The organism is Halosimplex yunnanense (assembly GCF_054504345.1).
The window spans coordinates 684,757-698,542 of record NZ_JBTJEL010000037.1 but is presented as its reverse complement, the minus strand read 5'-3'; the positions used below and the strand labels follow the sequence as shown (position 1 = coordinate 698,542).

17 protein-coding genes are annotated in these 13,786 nt (G+C 68.4%); 8 read left to right on the top strand and 9 right to left on the bottom strand.

All coding sequences use genetic code 11. From position 1 onward, the window contains the following. Positions 1-60: 60 nt before the first annotated feature. From AB2U09_RS22315 to AB2U09_RS22300, 4 genes are all read right to left on the bottom strand, one after another. A complete protein-coding gene (locus tag AB2U09_RS22315) occupies positions 61-1,167 on the bottom strand; it encodes a UxaA family hydrolase (protein ID WP_459194957.1) in 1,107 nt (368 codons plus the stop codon). Then, entirely contained in the window at positions 1,164-1,529 is a 366-nt protein-coding gene (locus AB2U09_RS22310; protein ID WP_459194956.1) for a UxaA family hydrolase, read from the bottom strand. The genes AB2U09_RS22315 and AB2U09_RS22310 overlap by 4 nt, the downstream gene beginning before the upstream one ends. After that, positions 1,526-2,710: a UxaA family hydrolase gene (locus AB2U09_RS22305; protein ID WP_459194955.1), complete on the bottom strand. Its 1,185-nt coding sequence runs from the start codon at positions 2,708-2,710 to the stop codon at positions 1,526-1,528. The genes AB2U09_RS22310 and AB2U09_RS22305 overlap by 4 nt, the downstream gene beginning before the upstream one ends. Before the next feature lie 82 nt (positions 2,711-2,792). Next, complete coding sequence (locus tag AB2U09_RS22300) at positions 2,793-3,863, bottom strand: anthranilate phosphoribosyltransferase (protein ID WP_459194954.1); 1,071 nt, start codon at positions 3,861-3,863, stop codon at positions 2,793-2,795. A gap of 224 nt (positions 3,864-4,087) precedes the next feature. Here AB2U09_RS22300 and AB2U09_RS22295 point away from each other — a divergent pair, with 224 nt between their 5' ends. The 4 genes from AB2U09_RS22295 to mptA all read left to right on the top strand — a co-directional run bounded on the left by AB2U09_RS22295 (position 4,088) and on the right by mptA (position 7,970). Continuing rightward, entirely contained in the window at positions 4,088-5,077 is a 990-nt protein-coding gene (locus AB2U09_RS22295) for an aldo/keto reductase (RefSeq protein WP_459194953.1), read from the top strand. Positions 5,078-5,179: 102 nt separating this feature from the next. Next, on the top strand, positions 5,180-6,226 hold the full coding sequence (ahbB, locus tag AB2U09_RS22290; RefSeq protein ID WP_459194952.1) for a siroheme decarboxylase subunit beta: 1,047 nt from the start codon (positions 5,180-5,182) through the stop codon (positions 6,224-6,226). Positions 6,227-6,306: 80 nt separating this feature from the next. Further along, positions 6,307-6,876: a response regulator gene (locus AB2U09_RS22285; RefSeq protein WP_459194951.1), complete on the top strand. Its 570-nt coding sequence runs from the start codon at positions 6,307-6,309 to the stop codon at positions 6,874-6,876. Positions 6,877-7,037: 161 nt separating this feature from the next. Beyond that, positions 7,038-7,970 carry a GTP cyclohydrolase MptA gene (gene mptA / locus AB2U09_RS22280; protein WP_459194950.1) on the top strand — a complete coding sequence of 311 codons (933 nt, stop codon included), beginning with the start codon at positions 7,038-7,040 and terminating at the stop codon, positions 7,968-7,970. Between the two features lie 27 nt (positions 7,971-7,997). On the opposite strand, the gene AB2U09_RS22275 is transcribed toward mptA, so the two are convergent. Then, positions 7,998-8,438 (bottom strand): hypothetical protein, encoded by a 441-nt coding sequence (locus AB2U09_RS22275; RefSeq protein WP_459194949.1) that lies wholly within the window; start codon positions 8,436-8,438, stop codon positions 7,998-8,000. Between the two features lie 89 nt (positions 8,439-8,527). Between AB2U09_RS22275 and AB2U09_RS22270 the strand changes: the two genes are divergently transcribed. Further along, entirely contained in the window at positions 8,528-8,956 is a 429-nt protein-coding gene (locus AB2U09_RS22270) for a universal stress protein (protein ID WP_459194948.1), read from the top strand. A gap of 16 nt (positions 8,957-8,972) precedes the next feature. Here the strand turns inward: AB2U09_RS22270 and AB2U09_RS22265 are convergent, their stop codons facing one another. Beyond that, positions 8,973-9,428: a universal stress protein gene (locus AB2U09_RS22265; protein WP_459194947.1), complete on the bottom strand. Its 456-nt coding sequence runs from the start codon at positions 9,426-9,428 to the stop codon at positions 8,973-8,975. A 118-nt stretch (positions 9,429-9,546) separates the two neighbouring features. Here AB2U09_RS22265 and AB2U09_RS22260 point away from each other — a divergent pair, with 118 nt between their 5' ends. Both AB2U09_RS22260 and AB2U09_RS22255 read left to right on the top strand, forming a co-directional pair. Next, complete coding sequence (locus AB2U09_RS22260) at positions 9,547-9,885, top strand: ferredoxin (protein ID WP_459194946.1); 339 nt, start codon at positions 9,547-9,549, stop codon at positions 9,883-9,885. A 106-nt stretch (positions 9,886-9,991) separates the two neighbouring features. Then, positions 9,992-10,138: a hypothetical protein gene (locus tag AB2U09_RS22255; protein ID WP_459194945.1), complete on the top strand. Its 147-nt coding sequence runs from the start codon at positions 9,992-9,994 to the stop codon at positions 10,136-10,138. A 328-nt stretch (positions 10,139-10,466) separates the two neighbouring features. Here the strand turns inward: AB2U09_RS22255 and AB2U09_RS22250 are convergent, their stop codons facing one another. Continuing rightward, positions 10,467-11,612, bottom strand: coding sequence for a KaiC domain-containing protein (locus AB2U09_RS22250; RefSeq protein WP_459194944.1), 1,146 nt, complete (start codon positions 11,610-11,612; stop codon positions 10,467-10,469). A gap of 195 nt (positions 11,613-11,807) precedes the next feature. On the opposite strand from AB2U09_RS22250, the gene AB2U09_RS22245 reads away from it, so the two are divergent. Beyond that, a complete protein-coding gene (locus AB2U09_RS22245; RefSeq protein ID WP_459194943.1) occupies positions 11,808-12,662 on the top strand; it encodes an NAD(+)/NADH kinase in 855 nt (284 codons plus the stop codon). Positions 12,663-12,721: 59 nt separating this feature from the next. Here the strand turns inward: AB2U09_RS22245 and AB2U09_RS22240 are convergent, their stop codons facing one another. Further along, positions 12,722-13,009, bottom strand: a complete 288-nt coding sequence (locus tag AB2U09_RS22240; protein ID WP_459194942.1) for a DUF8006 family protein — start codon at positions 13,007-13,009, stop codon at positions 12,722-12,724. Positions 13,010-13,103: 94 nt separating this feature from the next. Beyond that, complete coding sequence (locus AB2U09_RS22235) at positions 13,104-13,685, bottom strand: GNAT family N-acetyltransferase (protein WP_459194941.1); 582 nt, start codon at positions 13,683-13,685, stop codon at positions 13,104-13,106. Between the last annotated feature and the right edge of the window lie 101 nt (positions 13,686-13,786).

The window sequence follows — 13,786 nt, the reverse complement described above, 5'->3', positions numbered from 1 at the left end:
AAAACGCTGGTGGTAGCGCCCGCCGGCGGCCACTCCATCGGTATCGGCCACACCGGCCGTTCACATCGACGGCCCGACGCGCGTGATCGCCGACGATTCGAGACCGTGTTCCTCCGCACGTACCCGCTCGCCGCTCGCGACCGCTCGTATCCGGTCGAGCAGGTCCCCGGCGGACGCTTCCGTCGCGTCCACGTCGATGTCGTCGCCGACCGCCGCGAGCGTGGGCTCGTCGCCGGAGACCTTGAGGACCGGCGCGACGGGGTGGCCCGTCGGCACGCCCTCGCCGGTGACGTGGATCACGATCTGGGCCCCGGCCGCGACGAGCCCGGTGGCGGCCTCGGCGAACCGCGACGGAGCATCGACTACGGCCAGCCCTTCCTCGTGGGTCGCCCGTTCGCCGTAGGCGAGGACGTCCCGAACCGGCCGATCGCCCCACGCCCGCGTCACCGCGTCGAACTCGTGAGCGGCGGCGTCGCGGCCGACACGCGAGGCACGGGCGGGCTGGTCCCGGTGGCGCTCGATCAGCTCCCGGACGGCCGCCGCACTCTCGTCGTTCCCAGCCCGCGCTCGCGCGGCCTCCGGGTGGGTGACCATGCGCTCGCTCCCCGCCGCGACGACACGAGCGCCCGCGTCGACTAATTCGTCGACCACGGCACCGACCAGCGGATCGGCAGTTTCCCGGGTCGACTCGTCGAGGTCACCGGAGACGACGCCGACGGTCAGATCGGAGAGATCCGCGGTTCGCTCGTCGCCTGATCGCTCCGCGTTCCGGAGTTGTCCCGCCGCTTCGACGCCAGTCTCGACCGCCGCCTCGGTCCCGCCGGCGTCCTGAATCGCGGTTTCGCGGACCGGAACCCCGCGGTCGGCCAGCGCCGCGGCCACGTCGTCGCTCTGGATCGATTCGCAGCCGAGGCCGACGACAACGGTTCCGGCGACGTTGGGGTTCGGCCCGACGCCGAGGAACGCCCGGCGCGTCTGCGCCTTGTCGTCGCCGATCTGGGCACACCCGTGGTCGTGCGGCGCGCTCACCGCGCCGGGCACCGCCTCGGCGATCCGGTCGGCGACGATCCGCGAGCAGATGACCGACGGGAGCACGAGCACCCTGTCGCGCACGCCGACGCCGCGGTCACCGCGGTCGATTGCCTCGAACCCCTGCGTCAGGCTCACGACGTGTCACCCTCGTCAACGTCTTCTGGTCCCGCTCCGGCCGTCGCGGACTCCCCTCTGCCGTCCGCCGCCACGCGGTCACCTCGGCCCCGCGTACTCTCGCAGTTGTGGGTGTGGACCCACTCGCCGCGGGCGATGTCCTCCGACGCTTCCCCGACGATCTCGCCGTACTTGCGGACTTCCTCGCCGGCCTCGACGTCCGTGAGCGCGACCTTGTGGCCGAACGGGATCTCGTCGGCAACGGTCAGCGGCGGGTCGGCGTCGTCGAGACGGTCCCCGGGTTCGAGGTCCTCCAGTGCCGTCGCGACGTTGTCTTCCGCGGCCATCAGCAGCGCCCGACCGTCGAGCACCTCGCCTTTCATCGCCCGCCCTCCGCGGCCAGTTCGCGCGGCTGGCGCTCGTTTATCGCGAATTCCTCCAGCCGCCGGGTCTCCGCTGCCGTCTCGGCGCCGTCGGCGACCGACAGCAGGGTTCGATACACGCGCTCGCCCGCCTCCGAGAGCGGTTCGCCGTCGATGACCGTGCTCGCGTCGACGTCCATGTTCGACGCGAGGCGCTCGGCGGTCCGCGGGTTGCCGGTCACCTTGATCACCGGCGCGATGGGGTTCCCGGTGGTCGACCCGCGGCCGGTCGTGAACGCGATCACCTGCGCGCCGCCGGCGACCTTGCCGACGACGCTCTCGACGTCGTAGCCCGGCGTGTCCATCACCGTGACGCCGCCGCCGACGGGCAGTTCCTCCCCGTAGTCGACGACGTGGCGGATGGGCCGCGTGCCGCACTTGGCGATGGCGCCGAGGCTCTTCTCCTCGATGGTCGTCAGTCCGCCCTCCTGGTTGCCCGGCGTGGGTTGGGCGCCGCGCATGTCGACGCCCATCAGGTCGGCCAGTTCCTCGCGCCGACCAACGCGGTCGTAGAGCTTCTCGCGCGTCTCCTCGTCGACGCAGCGATCGGCGACGACGTGCTCGGCGCCGATGAACTCCGGCGTCTCGGAGATACAGGCCGTTCCGCCCGCGTCAACGAGACGGTCGGACGCGTCGCCAACTACGGGGTTGGCCGCGATGCCGCTCGTCGCGTCGCTGCCGCCGCACTCGACGCCGAAGACGAGTTCGCTCGCGTCGGCTTCCTCGCGGGACTGATCGCCGACCTCCGCCCAGAGGTCCGCGACGGTTTCGGCCCCCGCGTCGAGCGCGCCTGCCGTCCCGCCGGCTTCGCGGACGGCCAGCGTCTCGACGGGTTTGCCTGACTCCGCGACGTCGTCGGCGATCCGTTCGGCGTCTAGGTCCTCAGTCCCGAGTTCGACGACGAGCGCCGCACCGACGTTCGGGTTCTTTCCGATCCCAACGAGGACCGATCGGGTACGCTCGCGCCCGGCGTCCGGCTGGCTGGTGCCCATCTGGTGGGGCGTCGCACGCGCCCACCGGCCGGCGTCGCCGGCGATGCGGTCGGCGACCGGGCTCGCCGCGACCGACGTGGGCAGGACCGCGACGTGGTTGCGGACGCCGATCCGGCCGTCCGGTCGGCGATAGCCTCGAAAGGTGTCCATGGGAGTGGATACCACTGTGGGCGCAAGAAACTATCGCGCCCGGCGGGAACTTCCGAAACCCGGCGGAATCAGCGACTTCGGTTCAGAACGCCTGCAAGTCGTCGAGGACGTCAGCGGCGTCACCGCTGTCCAGTGCGTCGCGTGCCATCTCTAGCCCTTCGTCCAGCGAGTCGGCGTCCTCGCGGGCGTAGATCCGCAGCGCGGCGTTGAGCGCGACGGCGTCGGCGAACTGGTCGTCGCGCTCGCCGGCGAGGACTGCCTCGGTGATCTCCGCGGACTCGGCGGCCACGTCGTCGACGCCGAGGTCCTCGCTCTCGAAGTCCATCCCGTAGTTGGCGGTCTTGATCTCGAAGTCCTCTAGCTCCTCGTCGCCGCGGTTCCACTCGCCGACGACCGTCGTCCCCGGCCGCACGTCGTCGTAGCCTTCCATCCCCTGGAAGAACAGCGTCCGGGAGACGTTCTGGCGCTGGGCGGCCTGCAGCGTGTCGGTCATCTTCGTCGCGAACGCGAGGTGGTAGAAGGAGCCGAGATGCACGTCCGCGTTCGCGGGGTTGGCGAGCGTCTCGACGGTGTTGACGAACGAACGGACGCCCATGTTGTCGCGGCGCTCCCACAGCGCGTGGACGCCGGGGTTGAACTCCGGCTGGTAGTAGAACCCGAAGCCGACGTCGTCGACCATGTCCGCGCTCTCCTCGGGCGCGATCTCCGTCCGGACGCCGAGTTCGTCCAGCACGTGCTTGTAGGCGTCCTGTTTCTGCGTCGGAACGCGGTCGCCGCTGTGGACGACGACTGGCGTGCCCGCGGCCGCGGCGACGACGCCCGCCGCGACGCCGAGGATCGCCGAGCGGCCCTTGCCGTCGTAGTTGGCCCCGCAGTCGACGGGATCGGCGTCCGGTTCCGCCGTCTGGACGCTCTCCTCGCGCATCACGTCGACGTAGGCGGCCAGTTCCTCGGCGTTGTTGCGCTTCCAGCGGTTGGCGAGCCAGAACGCGCCGAGGGTCGTGTGGTCGGGTTCGCCGGCGAGGATGCGCTGGAACGCCTCGCGCGCCTGCTCGCGGGTCATGTCGTCGGCCGACTTGTGCCCGGACCCGACGACCTCGGTCATCAGCCGTTTCAACGGCCAGTCGCCGAACTCCTGCGTCGCTTGAGTCATACGAACTGATTCGGACTGGCGATTATAAAACGCCCCGCTTCCTGCGGTCCGGCGGGAGCGCGCCCGACGTTTTTTGTCCGATCGTGACGTACCCTGAGGGCTTGGTCTCGGTGGAAACTGTATCAGTGGGTTCGAACGCCGCCGATCAGCCTGGTTGGCCGTGAACGCGACAGACGCCGTCTCCCGGACCAGGTTTATCAGGTGCGCCGGCGACACGGCGAGGTATGGAGTACACGACCCTCGGCGACACGGGAATGACGGTGAGCCGGATCTGCCTCGGCTGTATGAGTTTCGGGTCGAACGACTACCGCGACTGGGTGCTCGACGAGGAGGACAGCCGGCCGATCATCGAACGCGCGATCGACCTCGGGATCAACTTCTTCGACACCGCGAACGTCTACTCGAACGGCGAGTCCGAACGCGTCCTCGGGAACGTCCTGAACGATTACGAGCGCGACGAACAGGTCATCGCGACGAAGGGCTACGGGGAGATGGACGAGGACAACCCGAACGCGAGCGGGCTCTCGCGGAAGGCCATCGAGCAGGAGCTCTCGAACAGCCTCGACCGGCTCGGCGTGGACACCGTCGACCTCTACCAGACTCACAGGTGGGACTACGACACGCCGATCGAACAGACGCTCCGCGCGCTCGACGACGCCGTTCGCCGGAACCAGGTCCGCTACATCGGAACCTCCTCGCAGTGGGCCCACCAGTTCGCTGACGCGCTCCACGCGAGCGACCGTCTCGGTCTCGAACGATTCCAGACGATGCAGAACCACTACAACCTCGCCTACCGCGAGGAGGAACGCGAGATGCTCCCGCTCTGTGAGCGCGAGGGGATCGGCGTGATCCCGTGGAGCCCGCTCGCTCGCGGCTATCTCACGCGGCCGCACGAGGAACTCGCCGAGACGGTCCGCGGCGAGTACATGGAGAACAGCCAGTTCGCCGAGCGGATCGCCACGTACCGCGCGAACGGCGGCGAGGAGATCAACGAACGCGTCGAAGAACTCGCGGCCGAGAAGGGCGTGACCATGGCCCAGATCTCGCTGGCGTGGCTCCTCCACCAGGACGCCGTCGACGCGCCGATCGTCGGTACCACGAGCGTCGAACACCTCGAAGACGCTGTCGAAGCACTCGACATCGACCTCTCCGACAGCGATCTGGAGTACCTGGAAGCGCCCTACCGCCCGGTCGAGATCAACGGTCACGACTGACGCGCCGGTCCCGGCGGCGGGCGCCAGACGCTGACGACGCGGAAGTGCCACGGAACCGACGGTCCGAAAGGGATAGGGCGCTGTGTTCCTAACTCCCGCCGAATGAGCCAGGGAACGGGCGACTGGCGGTCGCAGGTGGACGCGGTCGACGCGGCGCTGGTCGACGGCTGGCAGAGCGGGTTTCCAGTGACGGAGCGACCGTTCGAGACTGTCGCCGCCGACGTGGGCGTGGACGAGGGCGAGGCGCTGGAGCGGGTCCGGCGGCTCTACGACGAGGGTATCTTCCGGCGGTTCGGCCCCGTCCTCAACCCGCCGGTCATCGGCAGTTCGACGCTGGCGGCGGTGAAAGCGCCCGTCGACCGCTTCGACGAGATCGCGGCCGTCGTCAACGGCTACGAGCAGGTCAACCACAACTACGCCCGCGACCACGAGTGGAACATGTGGTTCGTGGTGACCGCCGCCTCGAAGGAGCGCCGCGACGCCATCCTCGCCGAGATCGAGGAGCGGACCGGCTGCGAGGTGCTCGTCCTCCCGATGCTGACCGACTTCTACATCGATCTCGAGTTCCCCGTCGTCAACACCGACCGCTTCGCCCGGGAGAGCCTCGCCGAGACGGACGTGGCGGCGACGACGATCAGCGAGCAGGCCGCCGCCGATCTCACGCCGCTGGACCGGCGGGTCCTCCTCGAAGTACAGGACGGCTTCCCGCTGACGGCCACGCCGTACCGCGACGTGGCCGAGGCGGCCGACGCGCCCGTCGAGGCGGTACTCGACAGCGTCGAGCGCCTGCTCGCCGACGGCTGCATCAAGCGGATCGGCTGCGTCGTCAACCATCTCGTGACGGGCTTCGACGCCAACTGCATGGTCGTGTGGGACGTACCCGACGGCGACCTCGACGACCGCGGCGTCGAGGTAGGCCGGCTTCCCTACGTGACGCTCTGTTACCACCGACCCCGCCGGCCCGACCAGGAGTGGCCGTACAACCTCTTCACGATGATCCACGGCCGCGAACAGGAGGCCGTGGACGCGAAAGTCGACGAGCTGGCCGCGGAGCACCTGCCATACGACCACGAGCGGCTCTACTCGACGGAGACGCTGAAACAGACCGGCGCGCGGTACGAGGACCTGGTGGCCGACGACGGGGCCTGACACGGCCGATTCCTATCTACCAGAACACAATAATTGACGGAAGGTTTTTGCGCACCGTTGTTCCATATGTCCACGTTCGAATGACGGGTACCGAGCGGGCGGTCGTGCTGATCGTCGACGACGAGCCCGCAGTCGCCGATTCGTACGCCGCGCAGATACGGGAACGCTACGCCGTACGGACCGCATACGGCGGGAAAGAGGCGCTCACGAAACTCGACGAGGAGGTCGACGTGGTACTGCTCGACCGGCGGATGCCGGACGTAGTGGGCGACGACGTGCTGGAGACGATCCGCGACCGAGGGCTGGACGCGCGGGTCGCGATGGTCACGGCCGTCGACGCCGACTTCGACATCGTCGACATGGAGTTCGACGACTACCTCGTCAAGCCGATCGGTCGCGAGGAGTTGCTTGAGACGATCGATCGGCTCCTGCGCTGTGCCGAGTACGAGCGGACGCTCCGGGAGTACTATCGGGTCACCCGGACGGCCGTCGCACTCCGGACGTCGAAGGACCGCGCCGCCCTCACGGACAACGAGGAGTTCCAGCGACTCGAGTCCCAGCGCGCGGAGTTGCGGGATTCGCTGTCGACCGCGGCCGAGCGCCTCGTCGACGAGGACTTCGAGGCGCTGTTCCGCGATCTGGAGGAGTGAGCGGCACGGTCGTCGTGGTCGGTGGGGCGTCCGGATCGGCAAGACCGACGGGCCTCACGCCGTGCGCTCATCGCCTGACGATCTCGAGGCGCCGTCACCGAGCGTGGCGAATACTCGGCTTTTCGAAAACACTATTCGGGGAAAGTCCTAAGCGGGGCGCAATGACTCCGCAACTGCCGGACGTCCAGGCGTCGAGCCCGGACGTGACCGTCGGCCTCAACCGCGTCGGCGTCACCGGCGTCGAGAAGCTCGTCGAGATCGCACGCGAGGACAAGCGTCCCTACGTGCTGATGGCCGAGTTCGAGGTGTTCGTCGACCTGCCCAGCTGGCGGAAGGGCGCCGATATGAGCCGCAACATGGAGGTCATCGACGAGACGCTCGAAGCGGCCGTCAGCCGCACCGATTACCGCCTCGAAGACATCTGCGGCAACGCCGCCGAGCGCCTCCTCGAGAAACACGACTACACCGAGCAGGCGGAGGTCCGCATGGAGGCCGAGTTCGTCACCCGCGAGCAGACCCCGGAGAGCGACCTCCCCACCCAGTCGACCGCCGACGTCATCGCCTCGGCGACCGCCACCGAGGACGGTACCGACGAGGAGATCGGCGCCAGCGTCACCGGGATGACGGTCTGCCCGTGCTCGCAGGGGATGTCCGCCGCCCGCGCCCGCGAAACGCTCCGCGAGCAGGGCGTCGACGACGAGACCATCGAGGAGTTCCTCCGCGAGGTGCCCCAGCCCGGCCACTCCCAGCGCGGTCACGCGACGATTACCATCGAGAGCGAGGGCGGCCCCGACGTAGATCTCGTCGACCTGATCGAAGTCGCCCGCGACTCGATGAGCGCGCGCATCTACAACCTCGCCAAGCGCCCCGACGAGGACCACATGACCTACCAGGCCCACCTCGACGCGAAGTTCGTCGAGGACTGCGTGCGCTCGATGGCCGAAGGCGTGGTCTCCGAGTTCCCGGATCTGGACGACGACGCGGTCGTCTACATGGAACAGTCGAACGACGAGTCCATCCACCAGCACAACGCCCACGCCGAGCGGATGGCCGACGTGGCGACGCTCCGCTCGGAGATCAACGGCGACGACTGAGAGGCGAAGGGCAGTTCGTTTCCGCAGTCAGGACGCCGATTCTTCGCGGTCGTTCGACCCGTTCTCCCGGTAGATGAGCACGTAGAACAGCGGGAGCGTGATCAGCAGGGCGCCGAAGGTGTTTCTGGGCTGGGCGAACACGTCCGGCGGGGCGAAGACCGTCCCCGCCATCATTGCGCTCAGGAGCGCGAGCAGCACGGTGAGCGCCAGTCGCTCGCGGTCCGACTGCGGGTGGGCGCGCTCGTCCCGGCGGGAGACGTACCAGACCAGCAGCGGCGGGAGGAGAGCGACGAGGAGCGCCGCCCGGACGGGATGATCACTCTCCCGGGCGACCGCGTCCAGGTACACCCACACGGCCAGCGTGGCCCACGCGAGCAAGGGGATCGCTGCCGCCGCGACGAGCGTCACCGTCGACTGCAGGGGTACCGAAGCGGTCACACCGACCGAAGCCGCCGGAACGGATAGCACGGCCTCGTGTATTCGCGGGGGCGTCCTAAGCCTTCCCCGTTGCCCGAACGCGCCGAAGATTGAAGCCCCGAGCGACTCGTATGTCACACATGGGCAAGCGAGTGCTCGTCCCGGTCGACGGGTCGGAGCAGGCACACAGGGCGTTCGAGTTCGTCACCGAGGAGTTCGACGACGCGGAGGTGGTCCTCCTGCACGTCGTCAACCCGGCCGAGGCGGGCTACAGCGCGCAGGCCTCGCTCCCGAGTTTCTCCGAGGAGTGGTACGAGAACCAGAAGGCCGCCGCCGAGGAACTGTTCGACGAGATCGACGACCTCGCAGCGGACACCGACCTCTCGATCACCCGCGAGATCGAGGTCGGCAAGCCGATCCGCGTCATCGTCGAGTTCGCCGAGGAGAACGACCTCGACCAGATCGTCATGGGCAGCCACGGCCGCTCCGGGGTCACCCGAATCCTCCTCGGGAGCGTCGCCGAGGCCGTCGTCCGGCGCTCGCCCGTCCCCGTCACCGTCGTCCGGTGAGCGGAAGCGAGCTTTCTCAGTCGTCCCCGGCGTGGCGGACGATGTGGACGTCGTAGCGTGGATCTTCCGAGACCGGCGCGCCCACGCTCGTGACCGGCGTCGAGACGCGCCCGGCGTTCTCGCTCCCGATGAAGACGATTTCGGCCCCCACGTCCTCGGCGACCGAACGGATCGTCCGCACCACGTCGGTCGTGACCGACGCGACGGAACTCACGTCTGCCGGCCGCTCGCACCGGAACGTCACGTCGGGCGCGACCGCCCTGATCTGCGTCTCCAGCCCGGACTCGATCTCGTCGGGGTCGTAGCGCTCGCGCTCGTCGATCCAGCCGCGCTCGACGGCGAACTCCCGTTCGTCGAGCGGGATGACGACCAGCGCGACGACCTCCTCGTCGGTCATCGCCGCGAACTCGGTCGCACGCTCAAGCGCCGCCTCCGCGAGCGCCGACCCGTCGAAGGGAACCAGATAGGTCATGGGACGAGGTGCGACCGCCCGAGCCTTATAATCGGCGGCCAGCCATCTGCGGCGTCGGCAATCCCGGAGTCTCGCCCGAAGCGACAGACGAAAGGTCCGTCGCCGCTCATCAACCGGTATGGCGGACGATGGACCGGTCGATCCGGCCACGATCGGCGAACGCGACGCGCCCCCCGTGGAGGAGAAGCCCTACAAGATCATCTTCGAGGCGAACAAGTGCTTCGGCGCCGGGAAGTGCGCCGAGGTCTCCGACAACTGGAAGCTCGACCTCTCGACGGGGATCGCCAAGCCGCAGGCGTACTTCATCGGCGAGGAAGACCTGGACGAGAACGTCCGTGCCGCGGAGATATGCCCCGCGAAGAAAGACCGCGGCGTCATCCACGTCGTCGACCGGCGCACCGACGAGGAGATCGCCCCCGATCCCGAAGGCGACGGCACCCTCTCGGTCGACTGGTGAGAGTGCGAGTCAGCTGCTAACTTTGGGCTAAATGCGGTGCAGCTGTTTCTGGTCGATTAGGTATGACCGGGAGCCGGATCGAAGCGACCGCTGCTAACAGCAGGCGATGAAAGCCCTCGACGCGCTCGCTAGGAGTTACTGCTACTACAGAGTGTACCGAGCCTTGAAAGCCCTCGACGCGCTCGCGGTCGCTGAGCGGGATATCCGCGCTCTCCGCACCGCCCGCGCGGATAGTGCCCGCTCAAGCGACTGAACTGCACGCGAGCGCGCCTCGCCCTTTCAGTCCACCAGGAACAGCAGAACTGCCCAGCACCGCAGACAGCCACACGCCTCCCCAGCCGATTCGCTCCCTTCGGTCGCTCATCCCTCGCGCACTTCTGTCGCGAGACGAGACTCGCGACAGCGCGCGCCACCGCGCTTCGATTGCTGGGTTCCCTGTAGCAAGCATCCGGCGCGCGAGGCGCGCCGGTTCACGCGAGCGGCTCAGCCGCTCGCGCTTTTTCACCCATGTTTTTGCCGTCCGGGTTCCCCGCAGGCGCGCTCCGCGCGCCGAGGAAACCCGGATGGCAAAAACATGGGTTCTAGAAGATATTCGCCTGCTCGTAGACGGAGATGCCGTCGAGCGTGATCTCGTAGGGCTTGGTCTCGCGGGAGTGGTTGGCGTTGCGTATCTTCTGGATTTCGACGGCGAGGCGAGTCTCCTGGGTCTCAGAGCGGACGTAGCGGAGGAGGAAGACGGCGTCGGTGAGGTACTCGATGATGCCGTGGCGTGAGGCGTAGGGGTTGTCTTCGTTGGCTTCGCTGGTGAGGACAGTGGTGACGCCGGCCTCCTTGAGGCTCTGGGTGAAGTCGAAGACCTCGGTCCGGCGGCGGGAGACGTCGTCGTACATCATCTCAAGCAGGGAGACCGAATCGAGGACGAACCGGTCGGCGTCGAAATCGGCGATGAGTTCGGGGAGTTCGCCGCGGATGTTGTCGAGGCTGTTGGCCATCTCGACGGGGTCGAGGTCGATGACCGCGAGGTTTCCCTCCTTCTCGTGGCGCTCGAACTCCCAGCCGCGCTCGGCGGCGGTCGCCATGATGTCGTCGTGGGTCTGTTCGAGCGTGATGAAGACGCCGCGGTCGGTGTCCTCCTTCTCGAGGCCGTGCTGGAGGAACTGGAGGCCGAAGGTCGTCTTGCCGGTGCCGGCGCCGCCGACGATGACGATGAGGTGGCGCAGCGGCAGGCCACCCTGGATCATGTTGTCGAGGCCTTCGATGCCGAGATCGAGACGGGGGATGTCCGACTCGAAGTCCTCGTCGTCGAAGTCGCCGTCGCCGCCCGCACCCCCCATCGCGTCGGCGAAGCTCTCGTCGAACAGTCCGCTCCCGTCGCCGCCGCCGAAGTCAGCGCCGCCACCGCCGAACTGGTCGGCGGCGTCGAAGTCGGCGCCGCTTCCCGTATCGCCGAACGCGCTCTCGCCGCCGGTTCCGACGTCGCCGAAGGCGCTCGCACCGCCCTCGCCGTCCGAGTCGTCGAACGCGCCCTCGTCCGCAGTCTCGAAGGGGCTGTCGTCGTCGGTATCGAAGGGCGACTCCGCGTCGATGCTGTCGCCGCCCGTCGCGGGGGAGCGCTCGTCCGTCCCGTCCCTGTCGGACGCTTCGTCCGCCGGGGTCGCGTCGGAGTCGTCGGGCTCCTCCTCGGCGAGCGCGCTCTCGAACCAGTCCTCGTCTGCGTCGTCGCTCATCGGCCTGACGCCCCCCGATCCGGGGTACTCATGGCCGGAGGTCAATCTCCGCACGCATTAATGTTGCCCGCCAGCTATCGCGGCTGATTCGGGCGGGGGTGCGCTGAAAACGGAAGGCGTGGGACCCGAGTCCCTCGTCGGGCCGACGGACGCCGAAGGGGTCGTTTATTGCGGAGGGGAGCCAAGTCGGGGCAGATGCGAGTCGGAATCGTCGGGCAGCGGGGCAACCGCCGCGCCGCGGCCATCGTCGCCGACCTGTACGAGCGCCTCGACGGGATGGGCGTCGACATCTCCGTCGACGAGGAATCGGCAGCGGACACCGCGGTCGAGCAACTCGACCATCCCGACCCGGACGACGTGGGCGTCCCCGTGGACCGGATGGACGAGTGCGACCTCGTGGTGAGTATCGGCGGCGACGGCACCTTCCTCTTTGCCGCTCGCGCGGCGGGAACGACGCCGATCATGGGCGTGAACCTCGGCGAGGTCGGGTTTCTCAACGCGGTCTCGCCCGAGAACGCCGTCGGCGCCGTCACCGCGGAAGTCGAGGAGTACCAGGAGCGCGGGGCCATCGAGACGCGGGACATGCCGCGCGTCGAGGCACGCGGTGACGGGTGGTCGCTACCGCCCGGGCTGAACGAGGTTGTCGTGCAGGGACCGCGGCGAGGCCACGGCGGCGGCGCGGCGTTCGAGGTGCGCGTCGACGGCTCACTGTACACCAGCGGGCAGGCCGACGGCGTCCTCGTCGCGACGCCGACCGGGAGCACGGCCTACAACCTGAGCGAGGGCGGGCCGCTGGTCCATCCGAACGTGTCGACGCTCGTCCTCACGGAGATGTGCGGTGAGGAGTCGATGCCGCCGCTGGCCGTCGACGTCGACAGCACCGTGACGATCCGGATCACCGACGCGGAGGGGGGATACGTCGTCAGCGACGGTCGCGTGCGGCAGGAACTGTCCGCGCCCGCGCAGGTGACGCTCGAACGCGCCGAGCGGCCGGTCCGGATCGCCGGCCCGCCGCTCGATTTCTTCGCCGCGCTCGGCAAGATCGAGTGAGCGAGAGCGGTCGAACTGGGAGTCGGAGAATACGGAGAACGGCGACGCGAACCGGCTGATTACTGCTGGGCGGTCGTGTAGAGGACGGGTGAGATCACCAGCAAGACGAGGCCGAGGACCTTGTACTGGAGGATGCTGCCGAGCAGGCTCAGCTCCTGTGGCGAGTACATGCTAGCGGGCGCGAGGAGAAAGAGCGCGCCGAAGGTGATGAGGTGCAACGTCAGCAGTTTCCGGGACCGCTGGGTCGCGACCGCGAACAATCCCAGAACGAACCCGACGATGAGCGCGTCGCCGAAGTTCACCTTCAGCAGGAACGAGTCGACCACCTGCAGCGGGATCGCGAGCATTCTTGTTCCGAAACTGGCCGTGATACAGTCTTTAAACTTCCGTTCCCGACGCGAAACGCGGACGAATCGCGCCGCGACGACCGAACACGTGGGGCTACCGGCCGGTGTCGTACTTGTAGGTCGCCTCGTCGGGGTCGATCCCGAAGTCCTCGGGTCCCTCTTCGGGCTCCTGGTCGTCGCGGGCGGCGGCCGCGCCCTTGAACGCCTCCCGGAGGCGGTCGGGCATCCGGAACCAGTCGGGCTCGATCTGGAGGGGGACCGCCTCGGGCGCGACGCCCTCGCGCTTCTCGTCGAGGCGCTCGGCCAGCCGGCCGGGGAGCCGCGACTCCTCGATGCGCTCGAAGCCGAACTGCGCGAGGTAGTCGGGTTCGTCGGTCAGCGAGTAGACGACGTCGAACCCCTCGCCGCCGGCCGTGTCGACGAGCCGCTCGACGACGTGCGCGCCGACGCCCTGCCCGCGCCAGCCGTCGAGGACGCCGATGCTCGTCAGTTCGCAGACCTCGCCGTCGTCGGTCTTGTGCACGCGATAGCGCCCGAACCCGGCCTTCTCGCTGGATTCCTCGTCGATCGCGATGACGTAGTCGCGCGAACGGAACGCTGTCTCGTCGAGCCCCATCGCCTCGATGTGGTCGAGCAGCCAGGCCTCGTCGCGGTTTTTCGCGTCCCGAACGTACATGTGCTACCCTCAGACGGCCACGTGAAAAGTCCTTGCGGGCGACATACGCGCCCCGTCCTGAACACCGACTCCGGTAGCCGACGAGACGATACGAGGGCGTC

What these genes read in the sequence shown, in the direction of transcription:
- mptA (WP_459194950.1), top strand. Translation starts at nt 7,038, where the DNA reads ATGACTCCGCAACTGCCGGACGTCCAGGCGTCGAGCCCGGACGTGACC.
- AB2U09_RS22300 (WP_459194954.1), bottom strand. Translation starts at nt 3,863, where the DNA reads ATGACTCAAGCGACGCAGGAGTTCGGCGACTGGCCGTTGAAACGGCTG.
- AB2U09_RS22310 (WP_459194956.1), bottom strand. Translation starts at nt 1,529, where the DNA reads ATGAAAGGCGAGGTGCTCGACGGTCGGGCGCTGCTGATGGCCGCGGAA.
- ahbB (WP_459194952.1), top strand. Translation starts at nt 5,180, where the DNA reads ATGAGCCAGGGAACGGGCGACTGGCGGTCGCAGGTGGACGCGGTCGAC.
- AB2U09_RS22240 (WP_459194942.1), bottom strand. Translation starts at nt 13,009, where the DNA reads ATGCTCGCGATCCCGCTGCAGGTGGTCGACTCGTTCCTGCTGAAGGTG.
- AB2U09_RS22270 (WP_459194948.1), top strand. Translation starts at nt 8,528, where the DNA reads ATGGGCAAGCGAGTGCTCGTCCCGGTCGACGGGTCGGAGCAGGCACAC.
- AB2U09_RS22260 (WP_459194946.1), top strand. Translation starts at nt 9,547, where the DNA reads ATGGCGGACGATGGACCGGTCGATCCGGCCACGATCGGCGAACGCGAC.
- AB2U09_RS22295 (WP_459194953.1), top strand. Translation starts at nt 4,088, where the DNA reads ATGGAGTACACGACCCTCGGCGACACGGGAATGACGGTGAGCCGGATC.
- AB2U09_RS22235 (WP_459194941.1), bottom strand. Translation starts at nt 13,685, where the DNA reads ATGTACGTTCGGGACGCGAAAAACCGCGACGAGGCCTGGCTGCTCGAC.
- AB2U09_RS22305 (WP_459194955.1), bottom strand. Translation starts at nt 2,710, where the DNA reads ATGGACACCTTTCGAGGCTATCGCCGACCGGACGGCCGGATCGGCGTC.
- AB2U09_RS22245 (WP_459194943.1), top strand. Translation starts at nt 11,808, where the DNA reads ATGCGAGTCGGAATCGTCGGGCAGCGGGGCAACCGCCGCGCCGCGGCC.
- AB2U09_RS22250 (WP_459194944.1), bottom strand. Translation starts at nt 11,612, where the DNA reads ATGAGCGACGACGCAGACGAGGACTGGTTCGAGAGCGCGCTCGCCGAG.
- AB2U09_RS22285 (WP_459194951.1), top strand. Translation starts at nt 6,307, where the DNA reads ATGACGGGTACCGAGCGGGCGGTCGTGCTGATCGTCGACGACGAGCCC.
- AB2U09_RS22255 (WP_459194945.1), top strand. Translation starts at nt 9,992, where the DNA reads ATGAAAGCCCTCGACGCGCTCGCTAGGAGTTACTGCTACTACAGAGTG.
- AB2U09_RS22265 (WP_459194947.1), bottom strand. Translation starts at nt 9,428, where the DNA reads ATGACCTATCTGGTTCCCTTCGACGGGTCGGCGCTCGCGGAGGCGGCG.